At 35.4% G+C, this 12,023-nt stretch carries 12 protein-coding genes and 1 tRNA gene; 7 read left to right on the forward strand and 6 right to left on the reverse strand.

The features are described 5' to 3' along the window. Positions 1-65: 65 nt before the first annotated feature. Together guaB and LU301_RS12100 are read right to left on the reverse strand one after the other, a co-directional pair. The gene (gene guaB, locus LU301_RS11420; protein ID WP_305270948.1) at positions 66-1,529 is read right to left on the reverse strand and encodes an IMP dehydrogenase; all 1,464 of its coding nucleotides are present in this window, start codon (positions 1,527-1,529) and stop codon (positions 66-68) included. Between the two features lie 114 nt (positions 1,530-1,643). After that, positions 1,644-1,994 carry an RcnB family protein gene (locus tag LU301_RS12100; protein WP_370692200.1) on the reverse strand — a complete coding sequence of 117 codons (351 nt, stop codon included), beginning with the start codon at positions 1,992-1,994 and terminating at the stop codon, positions 1,644-1,646. 297 nt (positions 1,995-2,291) lie between these two features. On the opposite strand from LU301_RS12100, the gene argS reads away from it, so the two are divergent. Together argS and LU301_RS11435 are read left to right on the forward strand one after the other, a co-directional pair. After that, positions 2,292-4,076 (forward strand): arginine--tRNA ligase, encoded by a 1,785-nt coding sequence (gene argS / locus LU301_RS11430; RefSeq protein WP_305270951.1) that lies wholly within the window; start codon positions 2,292-2,294, stop codon positions 4,074-4,076. An 89-nt stretch (positions 4,077-4,165) separates the two neighbouring features. Next, positions 4,166-4,759 carry an SPOR domain-containing protein gene (locus LU301_RS11435; protein WP_305270954.1) on the forward strand — a complete coding sequence of 198 codons (594 nt, stop codon included), beginning with the start codon at positions 4,166-4,168 and terminating at the stop codon, positions 4,757-4,759. 75 nt (positions 4,760-4,834) lie between these two features. On the opposite strand, the gene uraH is transcribed toward LU301_RS11435, so the two are convergent. Continuing rightward, positions 4,835-5,281: a hydroxyisourate hydrolase gene (uraH, locus tag LU301_RS11440; RefSeq protein ID WP_305270957.1), complete on the reverse strand. Its 447-nt coding sequence runs from the start codon at positions 5,279-5,281 to the stop codon at positions 4,835-4,837. Between the two features lie 167 nt (positions 5,282-5,448). On the opposite strand from uraH, the gene LU301_RS11445 reads away from it, so the two are divergent. Then, complete coding sequence (locus tag LU301_RS11445; RefSeq protein ID WP_305270960.1) at positions 5,449-6,906, forward strand: NAD-dependent succinate-semialdehyde dehydrogenase; 1,458 nt, start codon at positions 5,449-5,451, stop codon at positions 6,904-6,906. A 107-nt stretch (positions 6,907-7,013) separates the two neighbouring features. On the opposite strand, the gene LU301_RS11450 is transcribed toward LU301_RS11445, so the two are convergent. Then, a tRNA-Phe gene (locus LU301_RS11450) sits at positions 7,014-7,089 on the reverse strand. Positions 7,090-7,237: 148 nt separating this feature from the next. Between LU301_RS11450 and LU301_RS11455 the strand changes: the two genes are divergently transcribed. After that, positions 7,238-8,470, forward strand: a complete 1,233-nt coding sequence (locus tag LU301_RS11455; RefSeq protein WP_305270962.1) for a hypothetical protein — start codon at positions 7,238-7,240, stop codon at positions 8,468-8,470. Positions 8,471-8,533: 63 nt separating this feature from the next. Here LU301_RS11455 and LU301_RS11460 read toward each other — a convergent pair whose 3' ends face one another. Next, the gene (locus LU301_RS11460; RefSeq protein ID WP_305270965.1) at positions 8,534-8,917 is read right to left on the reverse strand and encodes a GNAT family N-acetyltransferase; all 384 of its coding nucleotides are present in this window, start codon (positions 8,915-8,917) and stop codon (positions 8,534-8,536) included. 216 nt (positions 8,918-9,133) lie between these two features. Between LU301_RS11460 and hisB the strand changes: the two genes are divergently transcribed. Then, entirely contained in the window at positions 9,134-9,730 is a 597-nt protein-coding gene (gene hisB / locus LU301_RS11465; protein ID WP_305270966.1) for an imidazoleglycerol-phosphate dehydratase HisB, read from the forward strand. 61 nt (positions 9,731-9,791) lie between these two features. Here hisB and LU301_RS11470 read toward each other — a convergent pair whose 3' ends face one another. Continuing rightward, positions 9,792-10,394, reverse strand: coding sequence for a Uma2 family endonuclease (locus LU301_RS11470; protein ID WP_305270969.1), 603 nt, complete (start codon positions 10,392-10,394; stop codon positions 9,792-9,794). 126 nt (positions 10,395-10,520) lie between these two features. Here LU301_RS11470 and hisH point away from each other — a divergent pair, with 126 nt between their 5' ends. Continuing rightward, entirely contained in the window at positions 10,521-11,138 is a 618-nt protein-coding gene (gene hisH, locus LU301_RS11475) for an imidazole glycerol phosphate synthase subunit HisH (protein WP_305270973.1), read from the forward strand. A 13-nt stretch (positions 11,139-11,151) separates the two neighbouring features. Beyond that, the gene (locus LU301_RS11480) at positions 11,152-12,015 is read left to right on the forward strand and encodes an acyl-CoA thioesterase (protein ID WP_305270976.1); all 864 of its coding nucleotides are present in this window, start codon (positions 11,152-11,154) and stop codon (positions 12,013-12,015) included. Positions 12,016-12,023 lie beyond the last annotated feature (8 nt).

Raw genomic sequence — 12,023 nt, forward strand, 5'->3', positions numbered from 1 at the left:
CAATAATCAAAAATAATCTAATTAACGTGAGCTCGACTTAAATCAAACTTTATATTTTAAAATCATTACACACGATAGTTCGGTGCTTCTTTAGTAATGGTTACATCATGCACATGAGATTCTTTCATACCCGCTGATGTAATTTTTACAAATTGAGCATTTTGACGTAAGTCTTCAATGGTTGGCGAACCTGTATAGCCCATTGCAGAACGTAAACCACCCATCATTTGATGAATGATATTACCCATTGGACCCTTATATGGTACACGACCTTCAATGCCTTCAGGAACCAACTTTTCTGCACCTGCTTTCGCATCTTGGAAATAACGATCTGCTGAACCAGATGAACCAGCCATAGCACCTAAAGAACCCATACCACGATACGCTTTATAATAACGACCTTGGAAAAATTCCACTTCACCCGGTGCTTCTTCTGTACCCGCCATTAATGAGCCAACCATAATGGTACTTGCACCTGCCGCAATCGCTTTTGCCATATCGCCAGAATAACGAATACCACCATCAGCGATTAATGGAATTTGGTCTTTTAATGCACGAGCAACCATATCAATCGCAGAAATTTGTGGAACCCCCACACCTGCCACGATACGAGTGGTACAAATCGAACCCGGTCCAATACCAACTTTTACAGCATCAGCACCTGCATCAAGTAAGGCTAAAGCTGCATCACCTGTTGCAATATTACCGCCAATTACTTGCACTTGTGGGAAGTTTTTCTTTACCCAACGCACACGTTCAATCACACCTGCTGAATGACCATGAGCAGTATCGACCACAATCACATCCACACCTGCATCAACTAATGCTTCAACACGGCTTGGCGTTTCTGCACCAGTACCAACCGCTGCACCTACACGTAAACGACCTAAATCATCTTTACTTGCATTTGGATATAATTCAGCTTTGCGGAAATCAGTAACTGTAATTAAACCCTTTAGGTTTTGATTTTCATCAACCACCAACACTTTTTCAATACGATGACGTTGTAATAAAGCTTGAATATTTTCTTGTGATTCACCTTCACGCACCGTGACTAAACGCTCTTGTGGTGTCATCACATTGCTTACAGGCTGTTCTAAATTGGTTACAAAACGTGTATCACGACCTGTAACAATCCCCACCACTTTACCATCTTTAACAACAGGCACACCACTAATATTATATGCTTGTGTTAATTCGCTCAATTCACGCACCGATGTTTCTGGTGTAACCACCACAGGGTCTTTTACTACACCTGCTTTAAATTTTTTAACACGGCGAACTTCTCCTGCTTGTGTTGCAATATCCATATTTTTATGTAAAATACCAATACCACCATTTTGTGCCATTGCAATTGCCATACGAGATTCTGTAACCGTGTCCATTGCCGCAGAAACTAAAGGAATATTGAGTTGAATACCCCGTGTTAAACGTGTTTGCAAATTAACATCTTTAGGTAAAACAGTTGAATAAGCAGGCACTAATAACACATCATCGAAAGTTAAAGCATCTTGAATAATGGTAAGCATATAATCATTCTCTCTTGTGATTTACTTGCCGTATTATACCTTTTTTTAAGGTTACAAGCTAGCCATAAATCATGACTGACCATTGTATAAAACACAATTTATCGCTATCAAAAATCAATCATCATGGATTTGTATAATACGATTTTTTTCTGTATCTAATAGAATATAATCACCATTAATTTTATACCATTGTTGGTTATTATTGGGGCGTGTTAAATTATCCTGTCGATAATCTACTTTATAAGCATTACCACGATAATGTTGTGGCAATACAAAACCTTCTTTAAAACGATGTTTACGCTCACGACAGCTATCATCTTGACAGCGTATATCCGCTTTCATCATTTGATGACGTTGATGCGGTTCTATTTTATAGACATTTACTCTTTTCTCATTAGCATGAGTTTGCGTACTGAGCAATAATGCTACTAACACCCATAGGAAACTTCGTTTATCATCATACATATTGAACACCTTAGATATAATAGGCTACATCACCATGTGATTGTAATACCTAAATATTATAAGCGATTAAATTTCCATTTAATCAGCACGATAGCGTAAATCACTACTTATATACAATTAAAAACCAAGTATTGTATAACGCTTATTATAGTATAAAAAAAATGCAAAGAAATTATGAAGACAGTTTATATTTGTGATAAAGTTTACATTTTTAAATAAAAGTCGCCAAAATACCCTTAAAAAAAGCGTGGAAATTTGTTATAGTTAGCATTTTCATTATATTATATAGCTTGACAAATGAATACTGCAATCCAAACTGCCCTAACACAGGCAATCGACAATTTAAAAACGCAACAAATTATTCCACAAGATTGGCAAAATAATAGTGTACTCAATCGTACAAAAGATCGTAGTCATGGTGATTTTGCATCAAATATTGCAATGGTGGCTTCTAAAGTTGCTGGTATGAAACCACGTGATTTAGCAGAAAAAATCGTAGCAGAATTACCACAAGTCGCAGAAATTAGTAAAGTAGAAATTGCAGGTGCAGGTTTTATCAATTTCTTTTTAAATGCAGACCAACGTTTTGTAGTATTACAACATATTTTACAACAAAAACAACAATTTGGACGTAGTGATGTCAATGCTAAACAACGCATTCAAGTGGAGTTTGTATCTGCCAATCCAACATCAAGTTTACACGTTGGACATGGTCGTGGTGCCGCTTATGGCATGACTGTTGCAAACTTACTTGAGGCAACTGGAGCAACTGTTGAACGGGAATATTATGTCAATGACGCAGGTCGTCAAATGGATATTTTAGCAACATCAACTTATTTACGCTATTTAGAATTATTAGGGCAAAATTTAGTTTTTCCTAAAAATGCTTATCAAGGCGATTACGTAAAAGACATTGCACAAAGCATTATCAATCAAGATGGCGAACAGTATATACGTCCTGTGGCTAATGTATATGCGAATGTCCCTGAAGATGTGGTATATTCAGACCAAGTTGATGAAAAAGGCGAAAAAATCATTTTATCAGGCGATAAAGAACGCCATATCGATGGGTTAATCGACAATAGCAAAACATTGTTAGGCGATGATTATCGTGTATTCCATCAAACTGCCTTAAATGCCATTTTAGATGATATTCAACAAGATTTAGCAGAGTTTGGGGTAACTTTTAATCAATGGTTTAGTGAAGCATCCGTTGTAAGTAAGATTGATGAAGCATTGGAAATTTTACAGCAACGTGGTTATATTTACGAGCAAGATGGCAATTTGTGGTTTAAATCAACTGATTTTGGCGATGAAAAAGACCGTGTGGTGAAACGCCGTAATGGTCAGCCAACTTATTTTGCATCAGATATTGCCTATCATTTAGATAAATTACAACGTGGCTATACGCATTTAATTAACATCTGGGGTTCAGACCATCATGGTTATATCACACGTGTTAAAGCAGCTATTGAAGCATTGGGCTACAATTCAAACAGTTTAACGGTGTTATTAGTACAATTTGTCAGCTTATGGCGTGGTGGCGAAATGGTGCAAATGTCATCTCGTTCTGGACAATTTGTAACTTTGCGTGAATTGCGTGAAGAAGTGGGGAATGACGCATCTCGTTTTTATTATGTGATGCGTAAATCAGAGCAACATATTGATTTTGATTTAGATTTAGCCGTATCACAAAGTAAAGATAATGCTGTTTACTATATTCAATATGCTCATGCTCGTGTTTGCCGTATGTTAGAAAAATATGCGGAATTACACGGCGAGTTTAGTCCAAATTTAGCGACTGCACAACGTTTAACATTAGATATTGAAACAGAAATTTTAGCAAAATTATCTGCTTATGGCGATGTTGTTATTCGTTCAGCCAATGCTTATGAACCACATCAAATTGGTCATTATCTCAAAGAATTGTGTGCATTATTCCATGCTTGGTACAATGAACATCGTGTACTCAATGATGATATTGAATTAACCCAAGCTCGTTTATTACTGTCAATAGCAGTACAACAAGTGATTAAAAATGGCTTAACTTTACTCGGTGTTTCTGCACCAGAAACTATGTAATATCAATCATGCAGAATAAGGGCGTATCACTCACGCCCTTTGTGATAGATTATCAACTTTTATTTATTTTGTCGTCTAAAAGGTGTGTCATGTCGCAGCAAGACCCAACGACTATGCAACAAGAACAACAAACTTTTCTCTTCATTCCTAAAGGCTTTAGCATGATTGTCATGCTTGGTGTATTGTTTGCTTTTTTTGCATTTATTAATTTATGGAAACCTTGGCAACCTGTCGATTCAACACAACGCAAACAACAAACACAACCTGATACAACACAGAATGAACAATTACAAACACATTATGAATTTTATGAATTATTGGCACAACAGCGTGTTTTGCCTATGCCAGATAAACCATTAACAACAGCTCCTGATAATCCACTCAGTGAAAATACATTACCGATGACTTATCAATCATCGCCCACAAACAGCACAACACGAGCAGTCTTGATTATTAACAGTTTTGATAATGCTGATGCTGCAGATAAACAACGTAGTCGTATTCAATTTGCTAATTTACCTGCTGATGTCATTATTGAAAAAAATGCACAAGGTCAGCCTTTATATCGTGTGATTGCAGGACCTTTTCCACATAAACAACAGGCTTTACATGCCAAAAGTATTTTAACACAGCAAGGTATTGATTCAGTATTAAGTGAAATATCTATTAAAAAACAACCTTAGCCTCTAGCACATGAATCATATCAACAAAAAGAGAGTTCGCATATTTGGAACTCTCTTTTCATGTTTAAGATATAATTAGCTACCACGATAAGTGCTATAACCAAAAGGAGACAACGTAATCGGCACATGATAGTGCTGACCATTTTGCATCTTAAAGTTTACTTCTACATATGGGTAGAATGTTGGCACATTACGCTCTTTATAATACGCTTCTGTATGGAAAATTAACTTATAAATGCCTTCATCATTGCCTGATTCAGGTAAGAAATCAACAATACGACCTTTTTCATTTGTCAATTTACTGTCTACAGTTTTCCAACTGCCATCAGCTTGTTGTTTAAGTAAATCAACTTTTACATTTTTTGCTGGAAAACCTGCATTAATATCTAACACATGGCTTGTTATCAAATATTTAACAGGCTTCTCTGCCTGTACCCCTGCATTTGGTGCTGCATAGCTAACAACTGAAGTTGCCAAGCCCATCGCTAATACGGTAGCGGTTGCTAATTTTTTAAATAACATCTCGATAATCCTATTTTACACAGTTATTTCAAATATCATAAACTAAGAGTCATCAGACTAATTTTACAAAAAAATACATTAAATCAATCTTTATAACCTAGTTCATCCTGTTCATCAAGATAAATCATTTTTATAATGTCGTCAATAACTTTTCTTGGAGAATGCTGATGAGCAACTTAAAAAATGCACAATTAATGAAACAAGCCTGTTTAATTAATAATAAATGGAAAACCGCAAAAAGTGGTAAAACCATCGATGTTTATAATCCATTTTCAGGCGAGTTATTAGGAAATGTACCAAATTTATCAGCAAAAGAAGTAGAAAAAGCAATTGCTCATGCTGAACAAGCCCAAGTGGAATGGGCAAAACTTACAGCAGAAAAACGAGCTCAAATTTTACAGCGTTGGGCGGATTTAATTGATGAACATCAAGAAGATTTAGCTATTATCATGACCTTAGAGCAAGGTAAGCCACTTAAAGAAAGTCGTGGTGAAATTGCTTATGCCAATAGTTTTATTCGTTGGTTTGCTGAAGAAGGTAAACGTATTTATGGCGATATTATTCCAAGTTTAAATACCAATTTACGTTATAGTGTGCTCAAACAACCGATAGGTGTTTGTGCTGCTATTACTCCGTGGAATTTTCCATCAGCAATGATTACACGCAAAGTTGCTCCAGCACTCGCTGCAGGTTGTACTATGATTGTACGCCCTGCTAGTCAAACACCATTTTCTGCGTTAGCTTTAGGTGAATTAGCAATACAAGCGGGCTTACCTGCCGGCGTATTGCAAATCGTTACGGGTTCGGCTGATGTTGTAGGAGCGGTACTGACTCAAGATGAACGTATCCGAAAATTATCATTTACAGGTTCAACCAAAATCGGTCGCCAATTAATGCAACAATGTTCATCCACTATCAAAAAATTATCGATGGAATTAGGTGGAAATGCACCATTTATTGTATTTGAAGATGCCGATATTGATAAAGCAGTTGATGGTCTGATTGCATCAAAATATCGCAATGCTGGTCAAACCTGTATTTGTGCCAATCGTATTTATCTACATGAAAATATTCAAGATAAATTTATCAAACGTTACAGTAAAAAAGTGAAAGCCTTACAAGTGGGTAATGGTTTAGATGAAAATACTGATATTGGCCCATTGATTAATCAATCAGCAGTCGAAAAAGTACAACAATTACTTGATGATGCAGTGAGTAAAGGAGCTAAAATTATTTTGGGCGGTAAAACACATAAAGCAGGTGCATTATGTTTTCAACCAACTATTATTCATGGTTTAACCGATGATATGCACATTGCTCATGAAGAAATTTTTGGCCCAGTAACCGCAATTTTTAGTTTTACGCATGAACAAGAAGTGCTTGAACACGCTAATCATAGTATCTATGGTTTAGCGGCTTATTTTTATACACAGGATTTAGCACGTTCATGGCGAGTTACAGAACGTTTAGATTATGGTATGATTGGGCAAAATACAGGATTGATTTCTAATGCGGTTACCCCATTTGGTGGCGTAAAACAATCTGGTTTTGGGCGTGAAGGTTCAAAATATGGGATTGATGAATATATCAGTATCAAATATTGGTGCTTAGATATTGCAGAATAAGATAAGGTTTAAGATGATGTAAGCGTTTGAGACTAATCACGCTTACATCATCTTAAATATCCAACATTAAAAAAGCCTTTCTTTTTTAAGAAAGGCTTTAACAAATATGGTGGCGTGAGGCAGGATCGAACTGCCGACACACGGATTTTCAATCCGTTGCTCTACCGACTGAGCTATCGCGCCAATAGGTGCATATTAAACACTTTTTTAAAGTAAATGTCAATTATTTTTTCTATAAATATAGTATAACAGTACAAAAAACAACCTTTGACAAAATAAATGCTCTCTTTTATACTCAAAATAATACTTAATTTTCAGGTATCTTAAACGGATGATACGTTCTACTCTCGTTGCTATCTTAGCTATTTCTATAGCATTTATGACAGGTTGTGCTGATGTTGCACTTAACTCATCAAGTCAAACTATGCTCAACACCATGGCTAAACATCGTCAAAATACCACGCCACAACAAACACAAACCGCTTATTTCTTACTCGGGTTAGAATATCAAAGTGAACCGATTGAAACAGGCAAAAAGATTATTGAACAATATCAACAACTTTCCACACAATATCACGGCGATGATGATACACGCAGTCAAAAACTTCATGAATTTCGTGCACAATTTGCAAAACTAGAAAAACCTGAATCTGATGGTTTATTTTGTAATTGGCGAAATAATCAATCTTGCATTGATGAAATATTTAAACAACAACATGAATGGCAAAATAACCGTCAAAAATATCATGCACTTGAACAACGTTATTTACAGTTTTTAAATATGCCCCCTGCGGTTACACCTTTTGTGATGGAAGCCATTTCTCCTATTCCAAGTTATCAACATTTAACACAAGGGCAAAAATTGGCGATTTTGCAATTATTTCAACAGGCGAAAAATGGGCAAAAAGCGTTGGCTAGAGAACAGAGTTTACAACAACTGGCTCAATTACGCTTACATCTTGCTCAAAGTGATACGTTGATTGATAAAATGGTATTGAATAACTTAATTAACAATCAATTACAAGCGATTGCGTTATTAAAAACACGTTATCAAGTGGATTTTCAGCAAGACATTACACCATTAACAGAGCAAGAACGAAATTTTACCTTAGCTTTTTATCAGGAATTTGCCATGCAGACAGAATTGTTTAAAAATCTCTTAAATGAATACTATATTTTACTTTATAAACCGAATGATACTATCAATAAGACTGCTGATTTTTGGATTAAAATTGTTGAGATACAACAACTTGATATAAAAAAATTTAATGAATTTTATCAGCAGGAAAATAACAAAGAATCAGAATATGCAGTTAAAATCAATCGTTTTTATAATTATATTGGGCATACTTTAGCCAATATTGCACCACCTGATTATAAGGTTTATATGGCTCGTTTATACCATACACAAAATATGATTAATATCACCAATTATATTTTAACTGATGGTAAAATACCGCTAAATAATCTCTTCCAAAAACAAATTCAGCACAGTGAAAATTCTATTTGTATGGATTTTATCGATGAACAAAGTGATAATGTGTGGAAATGTATTTATAAATAAATTTAACCTATCAGGACGAATGAGTATTCGTCCCTACTTTATCATCTAAAATATTTGATGAAATTACTCGCCTAATTTGCCAATTTTTTGCAAAGTTTTACGAATCGCTGGACAATAGGGCTGAAAATATTTTACGCCTTGTTCTTCATCTAAACGGCACACTTCACTAATTAAACGTTCAGCAATACCACGCCCACGATTGGCAGGGTGCACTACAATATGGCGTAATAATCGATTATCGCCTGTACCTGTACTCCAAATTGAAGCAATAATTTTTTCATTAAAAACAGCAACATAATATTGTGTATCATCTTGAATAGCTTGGCTTAATTGTTGATAAGCGTGTTCGCCATCGCTAAATTCATGCGTGTGATGATAGAGTTTGATAATTTGCGTTTTGATATTTTCATCAGCAATGTTGTTTAATGAATGAACGATAACAGGCATAAAATAAATTCCTATGTTGAGCGTTGATTATGGTAGAATAACAGATATTTTTTTATAATAGCAACATTATTCTCAATTTAAGTTGATAACTGATTGATATGATTTAAATCATTTAATGGCGTACGGGCGGAAAATCTTCCGCTCCTACATAAAATCAATCATTTATATCACATTGAAAATGATGTCATCGCAATATTTTTGAAATAGGTAATCCCCATGACCACTCAACGTATCGCCGAAATTGTGCGAAATACCAATGAAACCAAAATCAAAGTGCGTGTCAATTTAGATGGCACAGGGCAAGGCGTATTAAATACAGGTATTCCATTTTTTGACCATATGCTTGACCAGCTCAAACGTCATGGCTTATTTGATATTGATATTGAATGCGATGGCGATTTAGAAGTCGATGACCATCATACCGTTGAAGATTGTGGTATTAGCTTGGGCATGGCGTTTGCCAAAGCATTGGGCGATAAAAAAGGTTTACGCCGTTATGGACATTTTTATGCACCGCTTGATGAAAGTTTAAGCCGTGTGGTGGTTGATTTATCGGGTCGTCCAGGGTTATTTATGGATATTCCATTTACTCGTGCCACCATTGGACGTTTTGATGTCGATTTATTTTCTGAATTTTTTCAAGGCTTTGTCAATCATTCGATGATGACTCTACATATCGATAATCTTAAAGGTAAAAATAGCCATCATCAAATTGAAAGTGCGTTTAAAGCCTTTGCTCGTGCCTTGCGTATGGCGTGTGAAATCGACCCACGAGCAGAAAATGTAGTCGCATCGACTAAAGGTTGTTTATAATTCAATCCGTGATTGATATGAGGGGCGAAATATTTTTCGCCCTTATTTTAATCGAATAGAATTAAAATTTAACTCTCGCATATAAATCATTCACTTTTACTTCTAAATCAATACTGCTTAATATTAAAATATCATCTTGAACATAATTTTTTTCAAGCCAATCTTGACCCTGCCGAGTATAAACAGTAATTGCTATTTTATCCTGTTCAATCATCATAATTTCTTGAATTGATGAACATTTTTTATAACGAGATAATTTATTAAAATCATTATTACGATTATTTGGTGAATGGATTTCTCCAACTAATGTTGGATATTTTAATAAATCACTATCCACACTCTCATTGCATACCACTAAAATATCTGGGTGTGGGCAATTAAATTCATCAATTTTACATTGCATATCTGAAAAATAAAAACACGGGCTACCAGTATCAGTTAAATGTTGGATCATTTTACCTGAAAAATTGGTCATAATTTTGCCATGTCTAGGACTGGCATTAGACATGGGAATAATCATGCCATCAACCAATTCAAAGCGTTCATTTGGATTACTTTCTAAAAAATGTAAAAAATCTGTCGTATTGGTTTTTTGGCTAATATAAGATTGTTCATTATTTTTAATCCACAAAAAACTCATGGTTGGCAATATTAATGTTGTCATTTTGCTTACTCCTATGTGTTGTTGGGTCAAATGAAATGGTGTAAATTCATCAAATCTACTGAAAAGATGATGTGAATATCACTATTTTATATTACAATATTACAAAATTCAATTTGAAGTGAACATATGACTCGTATTGCATTATTAGATTATGGCATGGGCAATTTGCATTCCGTGTCTAAAGCCCTAGAACACGTTGGAGCAACCGTTGATATTACCAATAATCCACAAATCATTGCTAAAGCAGATAAAATCGTTTTCCCCGGTGTAGGGGCGATGCGTGATTGTATGCACGGTATGCGTGAGGCAGGTATTGATAATGTGGTGAAAAATGCTGTATTTAATAAACCTGTACTGGCAATTTGTGTGGGAATGCAGGCATTAATGCAACATTCTGAAGAAAATGATGGTGTTGATGCGTTGGGGATTTTTCAAGGTAAAGTCAAACGTTTTCTGCAGATTGATGGCTTAAAAGTACCACATATGGGCTGGAATACTGTATATCAACATGACGAAAATCACCCAATGTGGCGTAATATTGAGCAAAATAGCCGTTTTTATTTTGTACATAGTTATTATGTAGAACCTGAAAATGTTGCCATTTCCGCAGGAAGTTGTGAATATGGAATAAATTTCTGTACAGCGATTCATCAAGAAAATCTATTTGCTACGCAATTTCACCCAGAAAAAAGCCATACGGTTGGTTTACAGTTATTGAAAAACTTTGTGGAATGGGATATTTAATCAGGATAGTACGATGACAAATTTAACCCAAGAATTAATTGAATTATTGACTTTAGAACGCTTAGAAGACAATTTATTTCGGGGACAAAGCCGTAATTTAGTAGGTAAACGTGTATTTGGTGGACAAGTTTTAGGTCAAGCTTTACGGGCTGCATCTTATACGACTGACCGCCCTGCCCATTCATTACACGCCTATTTTTTATATGGTGGCGATATTAATGCTCCAATTGTTTATGAAGTACAGCGTATTCGTGATGGCAAAAGTTTTACCAATCGTCAAGTCAATGCAATTCAACATGGACGTGTTATTTTCTCGGCAATGGTATCTTTTGCAGAATATGAACAAGGTTTAGATTATCAAATGAATCCACCTACATATCCTGCACCAGAAACCTTAAAAAATGAGCAACAAATTAAACAGGAAATGGTTGAATTTGTGCCAGAAAATGTGCGGACTTTTTTTATGCGTGATCGTCATGTAGAAATTCGCCCAATTAATTTACAAAATCCATTTAGACCTGAACCGAGCCCTGCTAAAAATGCCCATTATTTACGCACTCATGAGCCATTAAGTACAGATGATGTTGCATTACATCAAGCTATTGTTGCGTTTTATTCTGATTTTATTTTAATGACCACTGCTTTACGTCCACACGGTATGAGTTTATTTACACCGAATTTACAGTGTGCCAGTATTGACCATACTATCTATTTCCATCGTCCACTTCGTGCTGATGATTGGATGTTATACGATATTGAAGCGACAACTAGTAGTAATTCTCGTGGTTTGAATTTTGGTAAAATGTTCCAAAATGGTGAACTCGTTGCAAGCACGGTACAAGAAGGTTTAATGCGTTTGCGGGAAATTGAAATTTAATATTTATC

Source organism: Moraxella sp. ZY210820 (assembly GCF_030674635.1).
Classification (GTDB): domain Bacteria; phylum Pseudomonadota; class Gammaproteobacteria; order Pseudomonadales; family Moraxellaceae; genus Acinetobacter.

Coding starts and splice junctions, on each gene's coding strand:
- hisH (WP_305270973.1), top strand. CDS start 10,521: ATGACTCGTATTGCATTATTAGATTATGGCATGGGCAATTTGCATTCC.
- LU301_RS11445 (WP_305270960.1), top strand. CDS start 5,449: ATGAGCAACTTAAAAAATGCACAATTAATGAAACAAGCCTGTTTAATT.
- LU301_RS11435 (WP_305270954.1), top strand. CDS start 4,166: ATGTCGCAGCAAGACCCAACGACTATGCAACAAGAACAACAAACTTTT.
- LU301_RS12100 (WP_370692200.1), bottom strand. CDS start 1,994: ATGTATGATGATAAACGAAGTTTCCTATGGGTGTTAGTAGCATTATTG.
- LU301_RS11460 (WP_305270965.1), bottom strand. CDS start 8,917: ATGCCTGTTATCGTTCATTCATTAAACAACATTGCTGATGAAAATATC.
- LU301_RS11470 (WP_305270969.1), bottom strand. CDS start 10,394: ATGACAACATTAATATTGCCAACCATGAGTTTTTTGTGGATTAAAAAT.
- guaB (WP_305270948.1), bottom strand. CDS start 1,529: ATGCTTACCATTATTCAAGATGCTTTAACTTTCGATGATGTGTTATTA.
- LU301_RS11455 (WP_305270962.1), top strand. CDS start 7,238: ATGATACGTTCTACTCTCGTTGCTATCTTAGCTATTTCTATAGCATTT.
- uraH (WP_305270957.1), bottom strand. CDS start 5,281: ATGTTATTTAAAAAATTAGCAACCGCTACCGTATTAGCGATGGGCTTG.
- hisB (WP_305270966.1), top strand. CDS start 9,134: ATGACCACTCAACGTATCGCCGAAATTGTGCGAAATACCAATGAAACC.
- LU301_RS11480 (WP_305270976.1), top strand. CDS start 11,152: ATGACAAATTTAACCCAAGAATTAATTGAATTATTGACTTTAGAACGC.
- argS (WP_305270951.1), top strand. CDS start 2,292: ATGAATACTGCAATCCAAACTGCCCTAACACAGGCAATCGACAATTTA.